This window comes from Haloarcula amylovorans, assembly GCF_004681185.1.
GTDB lineage: Archaea > Halobacteriota > Halobacteria > Halobacteriales > Haloarculaceae > Haloarcula > Haloarcula amylovorans.
This window is the reverse complement of sequence record NZ_SRIF01000001.1, coordinates 681531-704278: the sequence shown is the minus strand read 5'-3', so window position 1 is coordinate 704278 and position 22748 is coordinate 681531. Positions and strand designations below refer to the sequence as shown.

Genomic DNA, 22748 nt, shown 5'->3' with positions numbered 1-22748 from the left:
GTTAGAGTAGTGGGGGGAGCGTCTCGTTCAGGAGGCTATCCAGTACTGGCACGCCCGCGATGAGCGCGATCGAGAGGGCGGCGGCGACGACGACGACAGCCACCATCCCCGTCGAGACGCTCTCGCCGCCGTCTGTCCGGTAGCCAGACGAGGATCGAGAGCCCCCGGTCCCCTCACCGCCGTCGGCGACGGCAGGCTCCTCGCCCTCGCGGATGGTCGGTTCGGCGAAGTAGAGCCGCTCGACGAGTCGCGCGAAGTACGCCAAGGTAAGGAGCGTACTCGCGAGCAGAACGACGACGACGGGCCAGAGGCCCGACTCGACGGCTCCGACGACGATGTACCACTTGCCGAAGAAGCCGATGGCGGGCGGGACGCCGACCATCGCCAGCGCCAGCACGGCGAAGGAGCCGGCGGCCAGCGGCGTCCGAGCGCCCATCCCGGCGTAGCCGCCGACCGTCGTCGCGCCCGTGTCGCGTTCGATGATGCCGGTGGCGGCGAAGAGACCGCCCTTCATGATGGCGTGGCCGACGAGGTGAATCGTCGCGCCGACGACGGCGACGGGCGTAGCGATGGTGAACCCGGCGACGACGAGACCGAACTGGGACACCGACGAGTACGCGAGCATCCGCTGGACATTACTCTGGGAGACGGCCAGCGCGCTCCCGGCGACGATACTCACGCTCGCCAGTCCGACGAGCGCCCAGCGAGCGGCCGGGACCTCGGTAAGAAAGTCGACCGTGAACACCGAGAACAGCAGGCGGGCAAGCGCGTACGCCGACACCGTCGAGACGAGCGCCGAGATGAACGCGCTCACCGTGTCGGGCGCGTTCGCGTAGGCGTCGGGTTGCCACGTGTGAAGCGGAAACAGCGCCACCTTCACCGTCAGGCCGCCGACCATCAGACCGAAGGCCGTCAACACGAGCGTCGAGTCGTAGTCGAGCGTCGACCCGAGTTTGCCGGCGAGGTCGGCCATGTTCAGCGTCCCCGTCCCCGCGAGCAGATAGCCGACGCCAAGCAGGTACAGCGACGCGCCGACCGTCCCGATGATGAGGTACTTCAGCGCCGCGACGGCCGAACTCGCCTCGCGGCCGCTGGCGACGAGGCCGTAGGCGGCCAGTCCGGTGATTTCGAGGAAGACGTAGAGGTTGAACACGTCGCCGGTGACGGTCATCCCCGTGAGCCCGGTGACGAGCAGGAGGTACATGCTGAAGAACGTGTTCGAGCGCGGTCCCGCGTGACGCGCGTACGCCAGCAGGCCGAGGGCGACGACGCTCACGAGCAGGGCGACCGTCGCCGAGAGACCGTCGACGACGAGTTCGATACCGTAAGGGGCGGCGTAGCCGCCGACGGCGTACTCGATGGTGCCGGAATCCCAGACGGCCCACCACAGCAGCCCCGCGAGGGGCGCGTGGACCAGCATCGTCACGGTCGCTAACGGCCAGCCGGCGCGATCGGTGAACAGCCCCGCCACCAGCGGCACCGAGCCACCGACGATGGGCAAGACGACCAACAGAACGGGGAGGTGCTCAATCATAGTAGAGTTGCTCCAGTGTCTCTTCGTCGAGTGTGCCGTACTCCGAGTAGATACGGACGATGAGCGCGAGTGCCACCGCCGTGAGGCTCACCCCGACGACGATAGCCGTCAGGATGAGGACGTGCGGGAGCGGGCTGACGTACGGGCCGCCCCCCTCCGTGATGACCGGCGGGTTCCCGCCCGACCGATAGGCCAACGTGATGAAAAACAGGAAGATGCCCGTCTGGAAGACGTTCATCCCGATGACCTTCTTCACGAGGTTCGGCGAGTCCACGAGCATGTACAGGCCGATGCCAAGCAAGACGACGACGGCGTAGTAGTTGTAGTGTGTCGTCAACAGGTCGAGTTGGAGCGGGAGCGTCATGCTGTCTCCTCCGATTGGTCGGCATTAGCTTGGGCGAACCCGGCGGCCAGCAGGAAGAACAGACCGATGGCGACGCTGGCGACGATGCCACCGATGCCAAGTTCGACCAGTTCGATACCGTACTTAGTCGCGTACTTATACAGGAAATGATACTCGTCGTACTGGAGGAACTGTCCGCCCAGCGCGAGCGCACCGAGACCGATGGCAGCGAACGTGAGGACGCCGCCGGCGGCCAACGCCGCCAGCACTCGTGCGTCCACCCACTGCCGCGTCGATTCGATGCCGTAGGCGAAGGCGATCATCATCACGACCGACCCGGCGATGACGCCGCCCTGGAACCCGCCGCCGGGCGTGTCCGCGCCGTGGAACATGATGAACAGGGCGAAGGTGAGGACGAATGGCGCGACGACGCGCACCGTCGTCATGATGATGGTGCTCTCGACGTAGAGACCGGGTTGTTCGTCGGCGCTCATGCGAACACCTCCCGACGCAGGACCGACAGGCCGACGACGCCCGCAGCGAAGACCACGACGGCCTCCCCGAGCGTGTCGAACCCACGGTACGCGGCGAGCACTGCGGTCACGGCGTTCTTGACGTGTGTCTCCTCGTAGGCGTTCTCGATGTAGTACTGGGAGACCTCGCCACTGACGACCGGTGCAGTTGGGTCGCCGATGGCCGGCAGCGCGGGCACCGTCGCCCCCATCACGAGGACGAAGACGCCGACGAACAGCATCGCCCGCAGGTTGAGCGACTCGAACAGTTCGTCGGCGTCAGGCGTGACGGTGTTTGCGAGCGCCAAGAGGAACAGGATGGTCATGATGCCCGCGCCCACCGCGGCCTCCGTTAGCCCCACGTCGGGGGCCTGTAAGATGAGCCAGAGGATGGAGACGCCGAGGCTGTAGGCAGCGAAGGACATCACCGACGCGAGCGTATCCCGCAGCAGGGCCGCACCGACGGCACAGCCGATGACGAACACCAGCAGCGCGCCCTCCAGTAGTGTCAGCGTCATCGTTCATCCTCCCTGTCTTCGACCGTCCACGGTTCGATACCCTGGTCCTGTGCCGCTCGTGCGATGGCGTGGGCCGCCGTCGGGTTCGTGATGAACATGAACGTGAGGAGGAAGACGGCCTTGATCGTCGAGAGGTCCGTCTGTAGGGCGAGCGCGGCCGCGGCGATGGTGAGAACCGCGCCCAGCGTGTCGCTCTTCGAGGCCGCGTGGGCGCGCGTGTAGATATCCGGAAGCCGCAGGATGCCAAGTGAGGCGACGCCGCCGAAGAACGCGCCAACGAGGGCGAGACCGACAATACCCCACTCGACCGGCGTCATAGCACGCCCCCGTGTTCGACGTTGAACTTCGAGAACGCGATCGAGAGCAGGAAGTTGAGCAGGGCGTAGACTAACGCCACGTCCAGGAAGACGGGTTGGTCGAACGCCGCGGAGACCAGCGCGATAGCGATGACGGTGTTGGTCCCCATGACGTTGACCGCGATGACCCGGTCGTGGATGGTCGGGCCGACGTAGACGCGGTACAGCGCCACGACGGCGAAGATGACGAACGCCGCGGCGACAGCGAGCAGCGCCTGTTCGAACTCAACCATCCTGTCCCTCCCCGTCGTCACCACGTTCGCGGGGCGACGCGATGGCGGCCGCCTCACGGCCGTAGAAGACGAATCTGACCGCGCGTTCGAGACCGCCGTCGAAGAGGTCCTCGCGGGACCCGTCGGTCAGCGAGTGGATGTCGAACGCCCGGTCGGTGACGCTGACCGTCAGCGTGCCGGGCGTGAGCGTGATGCTGTTCGCGAGCGTCGTCACCGGCGCGTCGCCCCACACCGCTGCCTGCAGTTGGACGATCTTCGGGTCGATGGGTAGGCTCGGGTGAAGCACGACGTACGCGATCTCGAGGTTGGCGACCGCAATCTCCTTCAGCAGATATGGGGCGTAGATGACCATCCGAACCAGCTGTCGACCGACCCGACGAACGGAAGGTTGTTGGCTGAACGCGACCGGCGCGAGCAACACCGCGACCAGCGTCGCGGTGACGGCTCCTGTCGCGAAGTCCAGTGGCTTCCACGAGGAAAGCAGCATGTAGAAGAGATACGACGCGCCGAAGACGGCCAGATACTTCGAGAGCGTCGCCGCCCGAGCGAGGACGGTCGGTTGCGCTCGGCGTTCGACGGGCGCTTCCTCCACGTCCACGTTGCCGCGTGTGAGTTCCATCTCCAGGGGGCGCAGCATCGGCGTCGCGCCGCCGGGGCTGTACTCGGGGTCGAGGACGATGCGACCGATACCGTGTTCCTCGGCGTACGCGAGTATCGCGTCCGCGTAGTCGCCGGGGCTGAACAGGTAGCGGTCGGCACCGAGGACGGCCGTCTCGACGGTAACGGCTGCCGGAATCCCGTCGCCGAAGTCCTCTTCGACCCACACTTCGACGCGTTCGAGCAGTTCCGCGGCCTCGCCGAGTTCTTCTGGGGCGTCCGGGTCGACCGACCGGGTACTGGCGATGGCGACGAAGTGAAGTTCGACCGGGCCGTCGGTGACCGCCGACTGGGCCTCGTCGACGACGTACGCGACGGTGTTTCGCATCGTCACGGAGTCGTCGACCGGGACCAGCAGACGGCGGGCGTCGGATGCAGTCACGGTGGTTTGGTGAGAATCCTGTCTGTGTGTTTCGCAGGCGGTACAGTCGTTGTTGGGGACGAACCGGGGGACGGAGAAAACTATTTCGCATTACGGCAGTGGATGGTCTGCCCGGGACAGCGTCGGTTGTCGTCGCGCGACGATGATCCACCCAGTCGACACCTCGATTAATCGTGCGCTCTTACCGTCCACGATACGGCGATGACTCTCCCTCAGTTCGACGATTTCGACCACGAAACACACATGCGCGAGGCCTTCGAGCTGGCACGCGAGGCCGCAGCCCGCGGCGACGAGCCGTTCGGCTCGGTGCTCGTCCGCGACGATACCGTCGTCATGACCGATTCGAATCGGGTGGTGACGGACGCTGACATTCGACGCCACCCGGAACTCCACCTCGCCTATCGCGCGTGTCGAGAGTACGACGCCGACGAGCGCGCGGAGATAGTCATGTATACGAGCACCAAGCCGTGTCCAATGTGCGCCGGCGGGATGGCGACGGCGGGGTTCGGTCGTGTCGTCTACAGCGTCGGACACGAGGAGATCGCGGAGTTCACCGGCAGCAAGCCGACGACTAGCTCCGCGGAGATTCTGGACGGAATCACAGATATCGTCGGGCCGGTTCTGAACGAAGATGGTCGACGGATTCACCGGGAGTTCGACTGGTGAGACCGCCGCCTACCGGCGGTCGTCAGTACCCTCCAGAGACGAAGTGAAGCCCGACGATTCCGAAGATGATCACGGAGATGAAGAGGAGGCGGGCACTCGTCGCCGGCTCGTCGAATAGGACGATACCGAGCGCCGCGGTTCCGACGGCTCCGATCCCGGTCCACACGGCATACGCCGTCCCGATTGGTAGGTCTTGGACCGCTTTCGCCAGTAACAACATACTGACGACGAGTGAGAGGACTGTTCCCGCGGTCGGTATCGGTTTCGAGAGACCGTCGGAGTACTCGAGACCGATCGCCCAGCCGACTTCGAACAGCCCGGCGACGAAGAGTAGGGGCCAGGACATCTCGTCGCTTCTTCTTCACTAATCGGACTATGGCTTTCGGTATCGAGTCGACGCCTCCAGCGGATCGGCATATCGACGAGCGCCGCTGCTGCTCTGACCGCGATGAGCGGCCCATATCGCCGGTTTCTCACCCGTCCAACGTCGTTCGCAGTTCCTCGGCGACGCGCAGACCGAGTCCCTGCTTGTCGCCGACGTACTCGCTTGCGTCGTCGCGGACGAACAGCGCACGCGTCTCGTCGTTGCCCATCACGCTCGCGTCGTTGGCGACGACGAACGCGAGTCCGACCCGGTTGCGGAGTTCGCGGGCGCGGGCGGTGAGCGTCTCGTCGTCGCCCGCGGACTCGACTTTGAACCCGACGATGGGGAGGTCGGGGTGGGACTCTCGGACCGTGTCGATGAGCTTCGGCGTCGGTTCGAGTTCGAGCGTCAGGTTCTCCTGGCCGCTCTTTATTTTCTCGTCGGCTCCAGAGACAGTGTAATCGGAGATGGCGGCCGCCGAGATCAGCGCGTCGGCGTCGGACGCGATGTCGGTGACGGCGGCGGTCATCTCGGCACCGGACTCGACCGCTTCGACGGCGGCGTAGGGGACATCCGGGCCGTCGTGGACCAGCGTCACGTCCGCACCGTGGACGTAACACGCCCGAGCAACGGCGCGGCCGGTCCGGCCCGACGCGCGGTTCGAGAGCGTTCGCACTGGATCGACAGACTCCGTGGTCGCGCCGGCGGTGACGACTACGTGCTCTCCGGAGAGCGGCCGGTCTCCCGCGGCGCGCCCGACGGCGGTGACGATGGCCTCCTCGGTCGCTATCTTTGCCTTTCCCTCCTCGATTCGCGGGTCCACGAACGCGACGCCCCAGGACGCGACACGGTCGATGGCGTCTGCGACGCCCGGGTGGTCGTACATCGGTTCGTGCATCGCCGGAGCGACGACGACGGGAACGCCCGCCCCGAGTGCCGTCGTCGCACAGGTCGTCACCGGCGTGTCGTCGATGGCCGCTGCGACCTTCCCGACGGTGTTGGCCGTCGCGGGCGCGAGCAAGAGCACGTCACCCCAGCCCTCGACGCCACAGAGGTCGACGTGTTCGACGGCCCCGGTCAGCTCGGTCACGACGTCGTTCTCCGTGGCGAACTCGACGGCCCACGGGTGGACGATCCCTCTCGCGCTGTCGGTCATGACGGCCCTGACGTTCGCCCCCTCTCGGCGCAACTCGTGGGCCAGTTCCACCGTCTTGACCGCGGCGATGGAGCCCGAGACCCCCAACACGACGTTGACTCCCTGCAACATGGCTCTCACTTCATCGTCGCCGCCTAAAAGTCTCTCCTCGCTCGGTTCCCGGCCGCCGACAGCACCGTCTCGGACCAGCGCCGCTCCGAAGAGGGTTGGGGAGAGTTTGAGTGAACCCACCTCGTAGAGCAGCATATGGAGACGGATCGACTGACGAAACTCGCGCTCAACTACCTCGTACTGTTCATCCTGATATTCCTGGTCCTCGCAGTCGTCCGCACGGCTGTCGGTGACGTCGGCTTCTGGATCGAGTTGGCGATCGTCGTCGTCGTCGCCCTCGCGTATCGCCCCATCGTGACGCGACTCGGCGTCGGTCCCAGCGGCTGGGAATAGTCGACACTCGACAGCGCCGACGAACCCCGACTCACTCGGCAATCGAGCGCTTCTCGCGCACGGTCAGTGCGAGACCGAACGCCAACAGCGCCACGAGGACGAGACCGAGTGCGACCACGGAGCGCCAGGCGGCCTCGGCCGAGACCGGCGGTGCGAGCACGGGAACGAGGAGGTACCGCGCAGCGAGCGCGACGACGACGGCAGCGCCGAGGACGACGGCGCTCCCGGTGACGTGGACGTACTGGCTGTCGGTCGACTCGGCGGCTCGACCCAGCTGCGTGCCGATCCCGCTCGCGTGGACGCCGGTGTCCCAGACCAGTAACGCCCCGGCGACGCCGACGACGACCAGCGGCGTCCACAGGCCACGTTCCGCCGCACCGAGCGTCGACAGAAACAGGAGCGCGCTCCCGACGGTGAACCCGACGCTCGTCGGCGCGACGAACCCGGTGTCGGGGAGCAACGAGACGGCCTGCAGCGCGATACCGGCCACGAGCAAGAGCGAGACGACCGCACCGAGGATGACCGCGGCCGGGCCGACGACGGCCGTCACGCCGCCGTCCGGTCCGGCGATAAGCGGGCCGCCGAGCGCCGATAGCACGGCCGTCCCGACGAGCGCCAGCGCGACGGTCAGCAGCCCGCCAGCCTGCAACGACAGCGTCCGTGCCGGGTCGTCGCCCAGCCAGTCGGCGACCCAGTGGCGGAGACCGTCAGCGGCGACGATGCCAACCAGCGCGACAGCGACCAGGCCGACGAACGCGTGGAGGACACCCGAGAGTGCGAACTCCAGTACCGGTCCGACGACGGGAATACTGTCGAGGAACAGCGCGAACAGCGTCTGTCCGAAGGGTGTCAGTGCGACGAACAGTTCGAGGCCGAGGACGGCCCAGAGAGACTTCGGCACGTCGGTCGCCGCGGTCCCAACGTCGGCTAGCGTATCGAGCGGTCCCTCGCTGTCGGGTCGGTCGGGAAGCCAGCCGTCCACAATCGGCACCGTTCGGTCGAGCAATGCGAGGACGCCAAGTACCGCGAGCTGCAGCGTGACGAAGGCGACGAGCGACGACGAGACGGAGAGTGCGAGTACGGCGACACCGACCGTCGTCAGCAGGTCGAGCTCGACCACGAGGTTCAGGAGGACTGCAAGGACGATGCCCACGAGGAGTGCGTTGCCGCTCTCGCGCAGCGCCGTCCCCAACGAGTCGCTTCGGACCAGCCCGGTCGTCGCGTCGGTGACGACGAGCGTGACGGCGAATCCGAGACCGAGGGAGACGAACAGCGCGGGTGTGCCCGCACCGAGGAACAGCGTTGCACCGAAACACAGCGTCCCGACGAGGAGCGCGACGCTCCCGCCGGCGACGCGCGCGTTCGATCCGCCGTCGAGCGCCCAGACGCCGCCGGCGAGCGAGAGCGCGCCGCCGACGCTCACCAGAACCGTGAGCGGGTCGCCGACGCCGAGACCGACCAGCAACGCCACCGCGACGGCCAGCGTGCCCGAGAGCGCCGCCGTCGAGCGGACGGGCCGCCTGTCGAGTCCGCTCACGCCGACCACCCCGACTCGGCCCGCAAGAGCGCTTTTGCGAGCGGCTCCGTCGGCGTCCAGTCCACGACGCGCACGCTCGCGCGCAGCCCGTCAAGTCGCTCGGCCCTGTCGAACTCGGCGAGGGCCCCGCCGGGCGTCTCGTCCGTGGTCACGTCCGGACTGAGTACCGTCACCGAGTGACCGTACGCGGCGAGTCGCTTCGCGGCGTCGGCCGCCCGGTCATCGAGCAGCGGCGTACAGAAGACGACCTGTGCTCCGTCGGGAAGCGTTCGGTCGAGCGTCCCGACGACACCGCCACCGTCGGTCGCGGTCCCACTGCCCTCGTGACCGGGTTCGTGGCGCTCGCTTGCGTACTGTTCGAGGTGAGAGACAGGCTGGAACAGCTGGCCGTCTTCGACGCCCGCCAGGAATCTGTCGGCCTCCTCGTCGCTCGGCCCCTCGTCGTTGCCGTCGCCGAAGAACTCGCGGAGACGGCGTCGCTGTGCGCGGTCGGTGGCCGGACGGAGGTACGCACACTCGTCGAACGTGGCCGCGCCCACGCGGTTGTCCTCGGCCAGTAGCGTCCCCCCGAGCAGTTCGGCGGCGTAGACGGCGAACTGGACGGCGTTGGGCGCGCGTGGTCGCGGCGAAACCGGGTTTCGCGTATCGACGAGGAGGACGACGCTCGCGGCCGCCGTCTCCTGGAACTCGACTGTCGCCAGTTCGTTCGTCCGGGCGAACCGATTCCAGTCGATGCGCGCCATCGGGTCGGCCGACTGGTACTCCCGGATGGCGTAGAACGAGACGCCTTCGCCGCCCGCCCGTGTCCGGACGCGCCCCGCCCGCGGGAGCGTCTGTGCCGACAGGGGGAGCGACTCGATGTCGGCGCTACATTCGACGGTCGTCTCGACGCGCACTCGCTCGCGGCACTCGCCGGTGCCGGTGAGGTCGCGACAGACCACCGTCGTCTCACCGAACGGGTGGTCGCCGCGGCGCGCCTCGACGGTATACCCAAAGGACGCACTGTCGTCGGCGTCGAGGGCCGTTCCGAACCGGGGCGACCCGGAGACGACGCGGAGACGCTCGGGGACGCCGTCGACGACGCGAACGTCCGGGAGATAGTCGAGCCCGTCGTTGCTGACGGTCACCGTCACTTCGACTTCCTCGCCGGGAAGCGGCGCGGCCGGTTCGAGCGAGCGTTCGACGGTCAGGACCGGTTCGGGGTCCTGCGTCGCCGCCTCGTAGGCCGCGTAGACGAGTCCGACCGTCGAGGCGACGAAGATGGCGGCGTTGCCGGTGGCGACGCCCGCCGCGCCCGCGACGAGTGCCACCGAGAGCCCGACTGCACGGCGAGCGCGCTGTCGATCAGTCATCGGGCATCACCGCCGCGGAGTCGGCGAATCTCCGACAGCGTCGCAGCTACCTTGCGGTCAAACCCCTCGCCGCTGGCCCAGTCGCGCAACTGGACGGCGAGCGGCGGGTCGCCGACCCGGTCACCGAGGAAAGACGCCGCGCGCACGTCGTCGGTCCACGTCCCGTTCGCTACCGCCGCCTCCGCTGTCTCGGGGTCGCGGTCGGTGTACCGGACGAGCGCCCGAAGGACTGCCTCCCGAAGCCGATGCTGGACTTCGACGGCGTAGCTCGCCTCGATACCGTTGTACGGGTCGACGCGGCCGTCGATGCGCCGGAGGAGGTCGTCGATGTCGTCGCCAACCACGGAGTGAGACTCACCGCGCATCGTCTCGGGATTCGCACTCGGGAGTTCGACCGGCGTCTCGGGCGTTGGTTCGCCGGTTTTCTCGCGGCTGATGACACCGTAGAGACCGACGAGTGCGACTGCGGCCCCGGCGTATGGGGCGGCGGCCCGAAGCGTGGCCGTAGCGGTCGAATCTGTCGGTGTGGGGAGCAGACCGGGAACCGTGGCGACGACGACAGCCGCCGCGAGGGCCGCGAGGCCAGCGAGTGTGAGCACCCGCCAGAGCGGCCCCGCGTCCGCGCGTTCGACCGTCGCGTCGACGGTCGCTCGGTCGGTGAGCGTCCCGCGAATCGCCCGCTCGGCCGTCGTCTTCCCGTCGGTGGGAGACTCGGCCGACCCGAACTCGTCGGCGCTTGGCTCTTCGCTTACCGTCTCCGTTCGGCTCATCGCTCATCACCGCCGTCGAAGATGCTCGAAAGCGCATCTCGGGCCGCCTCCGTTCTGGTGGTCGAAGCCGACTGGCCGCCATACTGGACCGCCCGGAACAGGTCGGTCAACCGCCGCACTGGGGCTTCCGGAAGCCCGATATCGACGGCTTTCCGGGCGTACTCGCCGGGCGTCGTCGCCGCGGGGTTCGCTACCGGAATCGCCGCGGTCAGTCGCTGCCACGCCTCCTGTATCGTCGGCGGGCTGGGTTCGTCCGGCGTCTCAGCGTCGGCACTCGTGTCGGTCGTCGACCGAAGGTCCTCGTTGGTAGGGTCGTCGCGGTCGAGGAACGCCGGGCGGTCGATACCGCCGCGAAGCGAGGTCAGCAGCCCGCTGCCGGTCAGCCCCGAGAGCGCACGTCCCGGCGAGAGCGCCAGCGTCCCGAGCACGCTCGGGAGCGCGACCAGGGAGCGGCCGGTCATCCGACTCAGCGGGCCCAGTCCCGCGGCGAGCCCGACACCGACGCCGCGAACGACGCTACCGACGCCCGCGGCGACGCTCGAAAGCGCCGCCGCCCCGCCGAGCAACACCGTCGTCGTCAGTTGTGGAATCCGCTGGAGCGTCCCCGTGAAGGGGAACCACCGCGGAATCGAGAGCCATCCGAGTCCGGGGAGACTGACTCCGCTACCGTCAAAGCCCTCGCTGCCGCGGACGACGAGGAAGCCGACGTAGCCGAGCGCCATGACCGTGAGCAAGCCCAGCAGCTGTGGGAGGAACGAGAGGGCGGGGAAACCACTACTACCACTGCCGCCGGTGTCGGCCGCTGGGGTGGCTGTCGGTTCGGCGGTTGGGGCCGGCGTTGCCGTCGGTTCGGGAGCCGGGGTCGAGGGGGCGGGGGCCGATGGCCCGTCGGCGACGGGGCCGCTCTGCTGGAGTCCCACGTCCAGCGCGGCGGGGAACAACGCCGTCGCGTAGACGACGGCACCGGCGCAGAGGAGGGCCAGCGCGGCACGCATGAGACTGGAAGGCACTATTCGTGACTTCTTTCCAACCAGTCTAAAGTATTGTCCTTGTTCGAAGGCGTTTTTGAGCGACCAGAAGTATTTTGACGCGTTGACAGCAATCTCCAGACACGCGTATGGGGACTCTCAATCGCCGCATCCTGACGACCCTCCTCCTCCTCCTCGCGATCGACGTCGCCGTCGTCGCCACCGTCGCGTCCCTCCTGACACCGTGGCTCACGCCGCTTCGAGACGCCGTGGACGCGGTACTTCCCGGCGGCTCCGGTCTCGCGTGGTGGCTCGCCGTCGTGAGTCCGGCGCTCGTTGCCTTCGTCTGGGCGCAGTTACGGTACACACGCGCACAGACGCTCGCGGAGGCCGACGCCCGCGAGGTAGACCGGACCGAGTATCCGGACCTCTACGACCGGGTCCAGCGACTCTGTCACCAAGCCGATATGGTGGTCCCGACCATCGCCGTCGCCGACAGCGACGTCCCGAACAGTTTCGCCGTCGGAACCTTCAGAAGCGCCACCGTCGTCGTCAGCGAGGGGTTGCTCGCCGCGCTCTCGGGCGACGAACTCGACGCCGTGTTGGCCCACGAACTGATGCACGTCAAGAACCGCGACGCGACCGTGATGACGCTCGCTAGCTTCCTCCCAGCACTGACCAACGGCGAGTACGGTCCCATCGACGACGCCCTTCCGGGTTCTCGCGGGAGTCGATTCGTCTTCGGGGCACTGGCGTTCACCGGGGTGTATTTCCTCAGTGTCCGCTTCATCGAGGCTCCGTTCGGGTCGCTCGCCTTCACGCTGAGCGTCGCCTTCCTGTTCGGCCTGACGGTCGTCCTCGGGGGCGTCCTGCTGGGCGTGTTCACCGCACCGGTCGTGGTGCTGGGCCGGTCGCTCTCCCGTGAACGGGAGTTCGCCGCCGACCGGAGCGCCGCGAAGCTCACGGGCGACCCGTCGGCGCTCGTCGGTGCGCTAGAGAACCTCGACGGCGACGCGACGCCGACCCCCGAAACCGATAAACGCCGGGCCTACGACGGTGTCCGCGGGCTCTGTTTTCTCCCCCACGGGTTCGAGGAGGACCCGGCGACCGACGAGTTCCACGTCGAGACTCGTTCGCACCCGCCGACCCAAGAGCGCATCGAGCGACTCGGGAACGTCTTCCGAGAACTGTAACTCGTTTCGACTCGGCGCTCAGTCTTCGTCCTCGGCGATGCTCGGGTGCATCGTCGGTTCGCCGGGCATCGGCTGCTCGAAGTACCGCTGCATAATCTCTAACGACTCCTCCTCGCGTCGTTTTCGCTCGTCTTCGCTTATCTCCTCACAGCCCGGTGGCACCTCGCGGTCGCGGTCGGTGAAGTAGCCCTCCGGGGCCGTCCAGTCGTGATAGAAGTCCACGTCGCTGTCCTCGATGAGCGTTAGCCCGACCTGTGCACCGTGGCCGGCGGCGACGATGGTCTGGTGGTATTGCTCGGCCAGTCGGCCAGCCGCATAGAGGCCGTTGACAGCGGTTCTTCCGAGGTCATCGACGCCGACGAACTCCTTGCTCCCCCTGTCGAGGAGGTCCACGTCGAGACCGGCGAGATACGACGCGTCGGCCCACGACGCCGCGATAACGTAGTCCGACTCGAACACCTCGCCGTCGGCGACGGTGGTCTCGAAGCCGTCGTCGGTCTCCTCGACTCGCTGGACGCGGCCGTCCGTGAACCACGCGCCCGCACGACGGGCCTGTGCGCGAATCAATTCCAGAAGGAGTCGCGGATTGACACCGGCGGGAAAGCCCGGGTAGTTTTCGAGGTGGGCGTTGCGATTCAGGATGGACTCGTCGGTCGAGACGATCCGCGTCGAGACGCCGGCCCGTGCGGTGTAGATGGCCGCCGAGAGGCCCGCGACGCCGCCACCGACCACGACGACGGACTCCGGTTCTGTAGACATGCGCGCCGGTTGCGCCCCCCGGGACAGAAACCTGCCGGTTCGACGCCAGAACGCTTGACCGCCGTCTTGGGGCGGTAGGGTCCCGCTGCCCGCGGTATCGAATGCTGGCGCTACCCGAAGCCTCATAATGATTCACCTACTAGAAGGGGCGTAATGACCGACACCGTCGACGAGGTGGACCTGCCCTACGACGAGGACGCCTCGAAGCAGAAGAAAATCGAGGCGTTGCAGGAGCGACTCGAGGTGCTCGAAGCACAGAACGAGGAGATGCGGGACAAGCTGCTCGATGCCAACGCCGAGAACAACAAGTACCAGCAGAAATTAGAGCGGCTGACCCACGAGAACAAGAAACTCAAGCAGTCGCCGCTGTTCGTCGCCACTGTCCAAGAGGTGGGCGAAGACGGCGTTATCATCAAACAGCACGGCAACAATCAGGAGGCGCTTACCGAGGTCACTGACGAGATGCGTGACGGCCTCGAACCGGACGACCGGGTCGCCGTCAACAACTCCCTCTCTATCGTCAAGCAACTCGACGACGAGACGGACGTCCGCGCCCGCGTGATGCAGGTCGATCAGTCGCCCGACGTCACCTTCGCCGACATCGGCGGTATCCAAGAGCAGATGGAAGAGGTCCGCGAAACGGTCGAGATGCCACTCATCAGCCCCGAGATGTTCGAAGACGTGGGCATCGACCCCCCGAGCGGCGTCTTGCTTCACGGCCCACCCGGGACGGGCAAGACGATGCTGGCGAAAGCCGTCGCCAACGAGACCGACGCCACCTTCATCAAGATGGCCGGCTCCGAGCTCGTCCACAAGTTCATCGGCGAGGGCGCGAAACTCGTCCGTGACCTCTTCGAACTCGCCCGGCAGGAGGAACCCGCCGTGGTCTTCATCGACGAGATCGACGCCATCGCCGCGAAGCGAACGGAGTCGAAGACCAGCGGCGACGCCGAGGTCCAGCGGACGATGATGCAGCTGCTCTCGGAGATGGACGGCTTCGACGACCGCGGCGAGATCCGCATCATCGCCGCCACCAACCGCTTCGACATGCTCGACCGCGCCATCCTTCGGCCCGGTCGCTTCGACCGTCTCATCGAAGTCCCCAACCCGGACTTCGAGGGCCGCAAGGAAATCTTCAAGATTCACACGCGCGGCATGAACGTCGCCGACGACGTGGACTTCGAGGGTCTCGCAGAGGCCATCGAGGACGCCTCCGGGGCAGACGTGAAGGCCGTCTGTACCGAGGCCGGGATGTTCGCCATTCGGGACGACCGCACCGAGGTCAAGATGGAGGACTTCGAGAACGCGTGGGAGAAGATTCAGCAGGAAGACGAAGAAGACGACGACATCTCGCGCACCTTCGCCTGATACGAACTGTTGTCGAGTATGTCCGGATAGCGCCGACCCGGGGTCGGCACGTATCGGCACCTCGATACAACAGCCCGTATGATTCGGCACCGCTACGTTTTCCGTCGATTTCTCTGTCGCTCTCTCCGCCGCTCGTTTCCAGAACACGGAAAGCCCTCGCTTTCTCAGTTTTCGTATGGCCGTCGCAGACAGACTCCAGTCGCGCGCTCGCGCTCGCCCGCGCCTCGTCACCGCCGTCGTCTCGCTGGTCGGTTACGCGCTGGTCTTCGGGACGTTCGGCGGCGTGTTGCCGTTCCCGACCATCAGCAACGAGACCGTTATCCTGCTCTCTGACGCGATCGCCGTCGTCAACGCCTGTGCGCTGACCGCCATCCTCGTCGGCGTCTACTTCATCAAGAACGGCGAGGTTCGCAAACACCGGGCAGCGATGCTAACGGCGTTCGCCCTCATCATGGCATTCCTCGTGCTGTACCTTCTGAAGGTCGGCGGTGGCTTCGAGAAGGCGATTCTCGCCGAGGGGTTCGTCTGGTGGGCGTACATCCTGATGCTCGCCGTCCACGTCCTCCTCTCGGCCGTCTCCGTCCCGGTAGTCGTCCATGCCGTCGTTCTCGGACTCTCACATACCCCGGCCGAACTCCGCGAGACGGCCCACGCACGAGTGGGACGAATCGCTGTTGCCGCGTGGGGACTGAGCCTCTTTCTCGGATTAGTGACGTACGTGATGCTCAACCACGTCTACGGCTGGGTGCCTCGCGGCGAGGCGGCGTTGCTTCTCGCGGTCGTTGGGCCGTCGCTCCGACGGTAGCGTCGGGGTGCTATCGCTCCCGAAACGGAGCCAAAGAAAAATCGAACGTCAGTGACGGTCGAGACCGTCAGTTCTCGCGTCGCACAGCCAGCAGTGCCGCTGCCACGACGGCGAGCAGTGCAGCGACGGCCGTGAAGCCGGGACCGTCACCGGACGTGGGTTCTTCGGTGCCGCTCCCGTCGGACCCGTCGTCCGCGTCGGTCGCGTCGTCATCAGTGGCCGTCTCGGTACTGTCCGAGTCGCCCGGCGTCGCGGTGTCGTCAGTCGTCACCGGGTCGTCGGTCGCCTCGGTCGGCGTGTCGTCGAGTTCACAGCCACAGTCGGTCTCGGCCGGCGTGGCCGTGCCGTCACCCTCGTCGGGAGTCGACGTCGTCGTCTCGGTCCCGTCGTCGGGGTTGCCGTGGATGGGGCCGCCGTTGCCACCGGAGTCGGCTTTGACGGTGACCGTCGTGGACTGGGAACCCACACTGACCGGAACCGCTCCGGTGGTATCGAACGTGTACTCGAAGCTCACGGTCTCGGTGGCACCAGCGGCCACGGTAACGGTCTTGCTGTCGACGACCGTTCCGTCGACAGTCAGTTCGGCGGTATAGCTGCCGACAGCCTGACCGGTGTTCGAGACGTCAGCCGTCACTGTTCCAGTGTCACCCTTCTCGATGGAGTCGGGCGCACTGATGCTCGTCACTGAGATCGACGGGTTGGCGTCGACGAACTGCTGGACAGCGCCCGTGTCTGCGCCGACGTACAGCGCGTCGTAGGCGACCGTCGGTGCGGTGGTAATGACCGACGAACTCGCTTGCACGGTGAACTTCGTGCTACCGTCGGCCGCATCGAGCAGGTAGATGTCGCCGGTGTCAGTGCCAACGAAGACGGTGCCGTTGGCCGTCGTCACCGACGCGCCGAAGGTGTCCTTGGTGTCGACCGAGGCACTCCACTGCTGAGTCCCATCGTCGAGCGCGTGGGCGGCGACAGCATCGGACGTACCGACGACGGCCGATCCCTTGTGGATGGCCGGACTGGCGAAGCTACTGTCGTAGGCGCTCGTCTCGGCCCACTGTTGCGTGCCGGTCGCGTCGTAGGCGGCGACCGTGCCGTCGGTCGCCGTGACGACCACAGTCTGGCCGTCCGCGGTCACGGCCGGAGCGTTGAGCGCGCCATTGGCAACGTCCTTCATGAACTGGGCGCTGAGGTCCGCCGTCGAGAGCGCGTGGAGCGTCCCGCTACGGTCGCCGACGTAGAGCGTGCCGTCCGCGACGGCGGGCGTCATCGCGCCCGCGGGACTACCCATGTCGTAGGCGGCCAGCACCTGCGAGCCGTCGGCGGCCAGCTTGTAGACGTGGCCGTCCTCGCTGGCGGCGTAGAGCGTGCCAGCATCGTCCGTCGCGACCGAGCCGGCGAACGCGCCGAAGTCGGCGTCGGTGCTGTCGGTGCTACGCTGCCACTCGACAGTGCCGCTACTGGCGTCGAGTGCGTAGACGCTGCCGGCATCGGTGGCGACGTAGAGGCTCCCGTCGTCGTGGGTCGGCGAGCCGAATACCGAGCCGTCGACGCTCTGGGTCCACGTCTGGGTGCCGTCTGCCTCGGCGTAGGCTTTCACCGTACTGCCATCTCCGACGAAGACGGTGTCGTCACCGACGGTCGGCCCGGAGGCGATGTCCGTCCCCTGGTTGCCGACGACGCGCCAGCCGGTTGCGACCGCACCGTAGTCGGGCGCACCAGTCGCATTACCGGAGTTGCGGTCGTCGGCCTGATAGCTCGGCCACTCGCCGACGTTCCCGGCGGCGTTGCCGCCAGTGTTGGCCGCGCCGAGTCCGATGGGCGCGACTAAGCCCGCGGGGATCGCCATCACGGCGAGCACCGCGAGCGAGAGCGCCAGCACTTTCTGTGGTGACGCATCACTCATCGCTCCGTCACCTCGGAGGCAATGCCGCGGAGGTCAGCGTAATCCGGGACCAGTCCGCCCGTCCCCGGAACCGCGCTGTTGGACTCGTAGGCCTCACGCACGACGTCGAAGTGAGCGCTCGTCACCGGCCCGTTGCCGGCCAGCGCCTTCTTGATGCTCGCCGCTTTCGAACCCAGCGAGAGATACGGGATGGAGTACGCGCTGTTGTAGTCCAGTACCGTCGACTGTGACGTCTCGTCCGGTACGACCGTATCGATGACGTTTAGGTGACTGTAGTCCCCCGTCCCACCGGTAAACTTCCAGTCCATCGGAGTTCCACCATTCTCCTGAACCCAGCGGACGAACACGTTACTGTACCCGTCATCAAAGCCGTGGACGAACGGAATCGCTTCGAGGTCGCGGGCCGGGCTGTTGAACGCCGATTTGGGCATGTCGATGACGAACGCCTTCTCGCCGACGTACGGCGTGATACTGACGTCCGTCGAGACGGTCGTAGTACTATCTGCCAGCGACCCTGCCGTATCGTCGACACTCGCACCGGCCTTTTCGATCTGTGCACCTTTCGGGCACGCGACGACGCGGTAGTGATGCGGTTGGGCGAAGATATCGACCGGGCTATCGCTCGCTGAGACACCGCGGCGACTCTTCGTCGAACCACCCGACGCGTTCGGGTCACGGATATACACCTGGAAGAACTGGTGTGAAAAGTTCGCATCGTAGCCGAACGGGTTGGTGATGTCGCCCTCCATCCGGAAGAACAGTTTGTACCGATCCCCAGTCTCGTAGAGACCGAACCGTCGAATGTCGAAGTCGGCATCACCGTACTGGTCGTCTGTCGGATAGACGTACGCTCCCGGCCCGTCGTCGTCACCTTCTGGATCGGTCCACTCTGCGATGCGCGCCTCTAGGTCGTACCGCTGATGGACCGGCGTGAACGGCAACTGCGCCTTCTCCTCCGCAGAGTACGCGAGTGCCTCGGACTGGGTCGTTCCAACAGGCGTGATCATATCGACGACACGCGGCGCGTTCGTCGCAGTGTCGTTCGAGGTTATCAACCGGTAGTTGTAGAGGTAGTTGTCCCCGCTGTTGTCGTTGTTCTTCGCCTCGGTGGCAGTCTCCTGTGTGACGACGTCACGGAGAATGCTTCCGGACTCCTGTGAGCCGACGATGGGGAGTATCTCCATGTCCCACGGATCCACATTGCCGAACGCACTCCGCGGAACAGAGAGTGTGACTGTCCCAGCAGCCGACTCGACGTCGACGTTCGGGATAACTGCGTCACCGTTCCCGTCGGTGAGTGCTGCGCCAGTGTGGTCGATGGCGTCTTTCGCCCAGCCGTCGGCGCGGAGGCGGTACTGCCACGGTTCGGCGAAGTCAACGTCCACCATCAGGTCGCCGTTCTCAGTCATCGCGCCGTCGGAGGCCGACGGATCACGGAGCCAAAGTGCGAACAGTTGCGGCGAGAATCCGGTGCCGCCGAACGGATTCTCCAGCGTATCGACCTCCCACGTGAAGCGATAGAGACTCGATGTCTTCTCGATGGTGAACGACTCTATATCGAAACACCCGTCAGAGAACGCGTCTGCCTCGGGATACGAGTAGCTCCCGTCACCGGTGTCGTCGCCAGTCGAGTCGGAGAACTTCGCGATGACCCGCGGTGCCTCGACGACGACGGTCTCGCTGGCGAACGTCGCTCCGGTGCGAGCGTCCTTCAGCGTGACCGTGTAGGTACCGGGCGTCTCGATGGTCTCGTTGACCGAGAGCGCGACATCCGTAGCACCGGGCGCGAGTCGTACGTTCTGGTTCGAAACCGTCTGGCCGTCGATGACAACTTCGAGGTTCGTCCCGCCGACGTACGTGTCGCTGCTGTTGCTCCCTGTCGCGGTGATGAATGGTGAGGACACCTCACTCGTCCCGTCGATCGTGACGTCAAGCGACTGAGACGGTTTCACATACGCGTCGAGGTTCGACGCCTCATCCGACGACGCTGGCACGAGACGAAGCGCTGTCCCACCGCTTCGGGCCATCGACGCCAGTACAATGTCACCGGAACTGACGAGCGATGTGGTTCGCGCGATCTCCGTCGGGTCCGTATCCACGTCGGTTCCCGCCTCGTCGGTGTACATCTCCATCTTCCAGCCGTTGGACTGGGAGTCGAGGAAATCGAGCGGCACGTCGATAGCGCGACCGTTGCCGTCGGTCATCGCACCGACGTACCACTCGTTGTCTTTCTTTCGTGCGGTGACGATGTACTTCCCGATCTCGGCGTCGACGACCGTCGTGTCATCCCAGCCGCCAGCGGGCACGTCTTCGATATACTTGAAGTCGGGTTTCGACTCGACGTTCTCGTTAGCGACCTGACTGTCGGTCAGGTCAGTGTAGGCCGCCGGGAACGGCGCGTTGGCACCCTGTGCCGTCACGCCGATGGTGTTGACGGTCAGTCCCGCGACATCGCCCTTGAACGTCTCACCGGAGTCGTCATAGTTCATCTCCAGCGCGACGGTGTTGTCGCCCTGATTGAGCGAGACGGAGACGGTGTGAATTCCGTAGGTGTCCCAGTACTCCGTAAACGTCGGGTTGATCTTCTGTGTCGACCCGTTGACGTTCAGCGTGAGTTGTGGGCCACCGGCGTCGATGACTCGCTGGGCGTTCTCCGTGTCGTCGCTCGCGTAGCGAATGTGGAGATCGTAGGTCCCGGCCGAGCTGACGTTTTTGACGGTGAATGAGACATTCGACCCGGAGTCGTGTTTGTTGGGGTCGAACCCGACGTAGTTCGTCCCGAACGTGTTGCGCCAGTCGTCACTGGTGGTGAGCCCGTCGATGATCCCGGAGGGAGCCTGGACGTACTCGCCGACCTCGAACTCCTCGTTGATGTAGGCCTCGACGCGGTCGGCGGCCATCTGTATCCCCGCGTTGTACGTGGGGTACATGGCGAGTTGCTTCGCGCGCGTCGTCTGAATCTGATCGCCCTCGCTGTCGTTGAACGTGATGTCGAAGATACCGGGCTGATAGCTCGTCGGGCCGGCCAGCATCCGCGTGAAGGGGAGCGTGACGTGGTGCTCGCGGCCGACGTTCGACCCGAGCGCGCCGAATCCGTCGTACTCCTGTGCCTTCACGACCTCGCGGGCGGCGACATTTGGGTACGTTCGGCGCTCGCCCGTCGGGACGATTCCTTCGTGAATTTCGAGGGTTTGTCGTTCACTCGCGGCCTCTTTGATGACGGTTCGGTGGTGATTGACCGCTAGCTGGCAGTGCTGGTTGTGACTCGGCGAACTCTCGTTGTCGCCGAACAGGCCGGGATTCGAGACGTAGCCGTTCTTTATCGAGCGGATACCGGCGTCGTCGTACTCGCTGAAGATGCTGTTGTTCAGAATCTCGTCTTCGTAGTTCGGCAGGTTCCCCGAGGTCTCGTTGTGAATCGTGAACTCGACGGGGTTCGAGAGGCTCGACCCGTAGGTCGTTATCTCGGTAACGTCGAAGTCCGGGTAGGAGTCGCCGACGCCCATCTCCAGTGCGGACCCGGTCGCGCTGGCGTCCGAGCCATAGGAACTCCACCCCTTGTTCCACCCCTCCGCCAGCACGCTGTCGATGCTGTTCTGGCTGGCGAAGTTCATGTAGCGTTTCATCCGCTCGGTGCGCGCGCCGTGGATGTACGCTGCCGGGTTGTTCCCGGTGGCCTCGATGTCGGCGTCGTTCTTGTACTCCCACTTGGCGTTCCCGGCGATCATCGTCCACCAGATGCCGATGTACTTCCGCGGAGTCAACCAGTCCGTGTCGACGCCGCCGTTACCGTCACTCGGTAGAACGCTGTCGTCACGGTCCTCGTTCAACAGCGGAATCAGCGACGACTCGACGAGTTCGCCGGGCGTCGTTCCGAGTTGAACCGTCCGCCACGGCGTCGCGTTTGGCAGCGTCCACGAGACTTTCGTGCTACCCGAAAGCGGCGCGAGTTGTGTCGCAAACTCGGTCCCGCCGGAGTCAGACACCGGCGCGAGTGAGGCCAGTGAGTAGTCGTCTAAGTCCGCCTGATGGACGCTCAGGTACGCGCTGTCGCTCGCCTTGACTGTCAGCGGCATATGCGAGCCCCTTCGGCTCGGGTCGTCGTTCGGCCGGACCGTCTCTGACCCGGCGGGGACTTCGCTGAGTTTCGATTCCGTGTACTCGGACTCGAATCGCGGATTCGTAAAGGCGTTCTCTATCCACCAGCAGGTGTAATCGCCGGCGAAATTCACCTGCGTGTTCTCCGACGTGATGACGGCCTTCCCGCTATTGGCGGCGAAATCGTCGTCGAACGCGAACCGGAATCCGAGTCCGTCGTCGAAGACGCGGAGCTCGAGGTTCCCCGAGCGGCCCGGGCTGGCCGTCTCTTCGAGACCCAGACGGAGCTCGTTGTACGCTTCCGAAACGCTGTTGTACTGGTCCCATTCGGGCGTCCAGCTTTCGGTCTGTCCGGTGTTGCTCTCGCTCCCGGTGACCGAGATCGTCGCCCCGCTCGTGCCGTCGGTGCTAGCGCCGAACGTGGCCTGATTCTGGAAATCGAAGCCGAGTGCAGACGACTGGATGTACGTGGTACCGTTGAAATCGACGCTGTACGTGGGTGTCCCCCCGGACACGTCCACGGTCACACTGATGTTTCCGTTCGGTGATGTAACGGTCCGTGTCTCACTGTCATCGCCACTGTCGATCTGTGCGGCGACCGACTCGGGTACGTCCCGTGTGTACGCCGCCGCTGCCAGCAGCGACGCCACCCCGCCGAGGAACTCCCGGCGGCCCACCCCATTAGGAGTTTGTTGAGATTGTCTACTAACCATTTCCAACTCAGTAAGAACGGTTGTGCAACATAAATCCAACGATTATGTACGATTATGATATATGTTTGGCGAGCAAATACTATAGTATCAACGAAGATATTCTGAAAGTGCCATACG

The 22748-nt window shown here is 65.7% G+C and carries 21 protein-coding genes; 5 read left to right on the top strand and 16 right to left on the bottom strand.

The annotated features are described in order from the left end of the window. Position 1: 1 nt before the first annotated feature. The 7 genes from E4S61_RS03590 to E4S61_RS03560 are packed head-to-tail and all read right to left on the bottom strand — an operon-like array spanning position 2 to position 4487. Positions 2–1534, bottom strand: coding sequence for a monovalent cation/H+ antiporter subunit D family protein (locus E4S61_RS03590; protein WP_135302529.1), 1533 nt, complete (start codon positions 1532–1534; stop codon positions 2–4). Further along, entirely contained in the window at positions 1527–1898 is a 372-nt protein-coding gene (locus tag E4S61_RS03585) for a cation:proton antiporter subunit C (RefSeq protein ID WP_135302528.1), read from the bottom strand. The genes E4S61_RS03590 and E4S61_RS03585 overlap by 8 nt, the downstream gene beginning before the upstream one ends. Next, positions 1895–2371, bottom strand: coding sequence for a Na(+)/H(+) antiporter subunit B (locus E4S61_RS03580; protein ID WP_135302527.1), 477 nt, complete (start codon positions 2369–2371; stop codon positions 1895–1897). Before E4S61_RS03580 ends, E4S61_RS03585 begins: the two co-directional genes overlap by 4 nt. After that, entirely contained in the window at positions 2368–2907 is a 540-nt protein-coding gene (locus E4S61_RS03575) for a DUF4040 domain-containing protein (protein ID WP_135302526.1), read from the bottom strand. Before E4S61_RS03575 ends, E4S61_RS03580 begins: the two co-directional genes overlap by 4 nt. Beyond that, positions 2904–3224, bottom strand: coding sequence for a monovalent cation/H(+) antiporter subunit G (mnhG, locus tag E4S61_RS03570; RefSeq protein WP_135302525.1), 321 nt, complete (start codon positions 3222–3224; stop codon positions 2904–2906). The genes E4S61_RS03575 and mnhG overlap by 4 nt, the downstream gene beginning before the upstream one ends. Beyond that, entirely contained in the window at positions 3221–3496 is a 276-nt protein-coding gene (locus tag E4S61_RS03565; RefSeq protein WP_135302524.1) for a cation:proton antiporter, read from the bottom strand. Before E4S61_RS03565 ends, mnhG begins: the two co-directional genes overlap by 4 nt. Next, positions 3489–4487 carry a monovalent cation/H+ antiporter subunit E gene (locus tag E4S61_RS03560; protein ID WP_135303272.1) on the bottom strand — a complete coding sequence of 333 codons (999 nt, stop codon included), beginning with the start codon at positions 4485–4487 and terminating at the stop codon, positions 3489–3491. The genes E4S61_RS03565 and E4S61_RS03560 overlap by 8 nt, the downstream gene beginning before the upstream one ends. A gap of 249 nt (positions 4488–4736) precedes the next feature. Here E4S61_RS03560 and E4S61_RS03555 point away from each other — a divergent pair, with 249 nt between their 5' ends. Continuing rightward, on the top strand, positions 4737–5201 hold the full coding sequence (locus tag E4S61_RS03555) for a nucleoside deaminase (RefSeq protein WP_135302523.1): 465 nt from the start codon (positions 4737–4739) through the stop codon (positions 5199–5201). A gap of 22 nt (positions 5202–5223) precedes the next feature. Here the strand turns inward: E4S61_RS03555 and E4S61_RS03550 are convergent, their stop codons facing one another. Then, a complete protein-coding gene (locus E4S61_RS03550) occupies positions 5224–5547 on the bottom strand; it encodes a DMT family transporter (RefSeq protein ID WP_135302522.1) in 324 nt (107 codons plus the stop codon). A 127-nt stretch (positions 5548–5674) separates the two neighbouring features. Then, on the bottom strand, positions 5675–6832 hold the full coding sequence (gene coaBC, locus E4S61_RS03545; RefSeq protein ID WP_135303271.1) for a bifunctional phosphopantothenoylcysteine decarboxylase/phosphopantothenate--cysteine ligase CoaBC: 1158 nt from the start codon (positions 6830–6832) through the stop codon (positions 5675–5677). A gap of 135 nt (positions 6833–6967) precedes the next feature. On the opposite strand from coaBC, the gene E4S61_RS03540 reads away from it, so the two are divergent. Beyond that, the gene (locus E4S61_RS03540) at positions 6968–7165 is read left to right on the top strand and encodes a hypothetical protein (RefSeq protein ID WP_135302521.1); all 198 of its coding nucleotides are present in this window, start codon (positions 6968–6970) and stop codon (positions 7163–7165) included. A gap of 31 nt (positions 7166–7196) precedes the next feature. Here the strand turns inward: E4S61_RS03540 and E4S61_RS03535 are convergent, their stop codons facing one another. From E4S61_RS03535 to E4S61_RS03520, 4 genes are read right to left on the bottom strand one after another with little or no spacing between them, the layout of a single operon-like run. Then, positions 7197–8702, bottom strand: coding sequence for a DUF7519 family protein (locus tag E4S61_RS03535; protein WP_135302520.1), 1506 nt, complete (start codon positions 8700–8702; stop codon positions 7197–7199). Continuing rightward, a complete protein-coding gene (locus E4S61_RS03530) occupies positions 8699–10054 on the bottom strand; it encodes a DUF58 domain-containing protein (protein WP_135302519.1) in 1356 nt (451 codons plus the stop codon). Before E4S61_RS03530 ends, E4S61_RS03535 begins: the two co-directional genes overlap by 4 nt. After that, positions 10051–10824: a DUF7269 family protein gene (locus E4S61_RS03525; protein WP_245180556.1), complete on the bottom strand. Its 774-nt coding sequence runs from the start codon at positions 10822–10824 to the stop codon at positions 10051–10053. Before E4S61_RS03525 ends, E4S61_RS03530 begins: the two co-directional genes overlap by 4 nt. Then, positions 10821–11834 (bottom strand): DUF4129 domain-containing protein, encoded by a 1014-nt coding sequence (locus E4S61_RS03520; protein ID WP_135302518.1) that lies wholly within the window; start codon positions 11832–11834, stop codon positions 10821–10823. Before E4S61_RS03520 ends, E4S61_RS03525 begins: the two co-directional genes overlap by 4 nt. A 107-nt stretch (positions 11835–11941) precedes the next feature. Here E4S61_RS03520 and E4S61_RS03515 point away from each other — a divergent pair, with 107 nt between their 5' ends. Then, positions 11942–12985: a M48 family metalloprotease gene (locus E4S61_RS03515; RefSeq protein ID WP_135302517.1), complete on the top strand. Its 1044-nt coding sequence runs from the start codon at positions 11942–11944 to the stop codon at positions 12983–12985. Between the two features lie 18 nt (positions 12986–13003). On the opposite strand, the gene E4S61_RS03510 is transcribed toward E4S61_RS03515, so the two are convergent. Then, a complete protein-coding gene (locus E4S61_RS03510; RefSeq protein WP_135302516.1) occupies positions 13004–13744 on the bottom strand; it encodes an NAD(P)/FAD-dependent oxidoreductase in 741 nt (246 codons plus the stop codon). A 153-nt stretch (positions 13745–13897) separates the two neighbouring features. Between E4S61_RS03510 and pan1 the strand changes: the two genes are divergently transcribed. Both pan1 and E4S61_RS03500 read left to right on the top strand, forming a co-directional pair. Next, positions 13898–15112 (top strand): proteasome-activating nucleotidase Pan1, encoded by a 1215-nt coding sequence (gene pan1 / locus E4S61_RS03505; protein ID WP_135302515.1) that lies wholly within the window; start codon positions 13898–13900, stop codon positions 15110–15112. 175 nt (positions 15113–15287) lie between these two features. Next, the gene (locus E4S61_RS03500; protein ID WP_135302514.1) at positions 15288–15917 is read left to right on the top strand and encodes a DUF420 domain-containing protein; all 630 of its coding nucleotides are present in this window, start codon (positions 15288–15290) and stop codon (positions 15915–15917) included. Positions 15918–15984: 67 nt separating this feature from the next. Here the strand turns inward: E4S61_RS03500 and E4S61_RS03495 are convergent, their stop codons facing one another. Then, on the bottom strand, positions 15985–17820 hold the full coding sequence (locus E4S61_RS03495; protein ID WP_135302513.1) for an outer membrane protein assembly factor BamB family protein: 1836 nt from the start codon (positions 17818–17820) through the stop codon (positions 15985–15987). Continuing rightward, complete coding sequence (locus E4S61_RS03490; protein WP_167768398.1) at positions 17817–22631, bottom strand: glycoside hydrolase family 97 catalytic domain-containing protein; 4815 nt, start codon at positions 22629–22631, stop codon at positions 17817–17819. The genes E4S61_RS03495 and E4S61_RS03490 overlap by 4 nt, the downstream gene beginning before the upstream one ends. Positions 22632–22748 lie beyond the last annotated feature (117 nt).

What these genes read in the sequence shown, in the direction of transcription:
- E4S61_RS03590 (WP_135302529.1), bottom strand. Translation starts at nt 1,534, where the DNA reads ATGATTGAGCACCTCCCCGTTCTGTTGGTCGTCTTGCCCATCGTCGGT.
- E4S61_RS03585 (WP_135302528.1), bottom strand. Translation starts at nt 1,898, where the DNA reads ATGACGCTCCCGCTCCAACTCGACCTGTTGACGACACACTACAACTAC.
- E4S61_RS03580 (WP_135302527.1), bottom strand. Translation starts at nt 2,371, where the DNA reads ATGAGCGCCGACGAACAACCCGGTCTCTACGTCGAGAGCACCATCATC.
- E4S61_RS03575 (WP_135302526.1), bottom strand. Translation starts at nt 2,907, where the DNA reads ATGACGCTGACACTACTGGAGGGCGCGCTGCTGGTGTTCGTCATCGGC.
- mnhG (WP_135302525.1), bottom strand. Translation starts at nt 3,224, where the DNA reads ATGACGCCGGTCGAGTGGGGTATTGTCGGTCTCGCCCTCGTTGGCGCG.
- E4S61_RS03565 (WP_135302524.1), bottom strand. Translation starts at nt 3,496, where the DNA reads ATGGTTGAGTTCGAACAGGCGCTGCTCGCTGTCGCCGCGGCGTTCGTC.
- E4S61_RS03555 (WP_135302523.1), top strand. Translation starts at nt 4,737, where the DNA reads ATGACTCTCCCTCAGTTCGACGATTTCGACCACGAAACACACATGCGC.
- E4S61_RS03550 (WP_135302522.1), bottom strand. Translation starts at nt 5,547, where the DNA reads ATGTCCTGGCCCCTACTCTTCGTCGCCGGGCTGTTCGAAGTCGGCTGG.
- coaBC (WP_135303271.1), bottom strand. Translation starts at nt 6,832, where the DNA reads ATGTTGCAGGGAGTCAACGTCGTGTTGGGGGTCTCGGGCTCCATCGCC.
- E4S61_RS03540 (WP_135302521.1), top strand. Translation starts at nt 6,968, where the DNA reads ATGGAGACGGATCGACTGACGAAACTCGCGCTCAACTACCTCGTACTG.
- E4S61_RS03530 (WP_135302519.1), bottom strand. Translation starts at nt 10,054, where the DNA reads ATGACTGATCGACAGCGCGCTCGCCGTGCAGTCGGGCTCTCGGTGGCA.
- E4S61_RS03525 (WP_245180556.1), bottom strand. Translation starts at nt 10,824, where the DNA reads ATGAGCCGAACGGAGACGGTAAGCGAAGAGCCAAGCGCCGACGAGTTC.
- E4S61_RS03515 (WP_135302517.1), top strand. Translation starts at nt 11,942, where the DNA reads ATGGGGACTCTCAATCGCCGCATCCTGACGACCCTCCTCCTCCTCCTC.
- E4S61_RS03510 (WP_135302516.1), bottom strand. Translation starts at nt 13,744, where the DNA reads ATGTCTACAGAACCGGAGTCCGTCGTCGTGGTCGGTGGCGGCGTCGCG.
- pan1 (WP_135302515.1), top strand. Translation starts at nt 13,898, where the DNA reads ATGACCGACACCGTCGACGAGGTGGACCTGCCCTACGACGAGGACGCC.
- E4S61_RS03500 (WP_135302514.1), top strand. Translation starts at nt 15,288, where the DNA reads ATGGCCGTCGCAGACAGACTCCAGTCGCGCGCTCGCGCTCGCCCGCGC.
- E4S61_RS03495 (WP_135302513.1), bottom strand. Translation starts at nt 17,820, where the DNA reads ATGAGTGATGCGTCACCACAGAAAGTGCTGGCGCTCTCGCTCGCGGTG.
- E4S61_RS03490 (WP_167768398.1), bottom strand. Translation starts at nt 22,631, where the DNA reads ATGGTTAGTAGACAATCTCAACAAACTCCTAATGGGGTGGGCCGCCGG.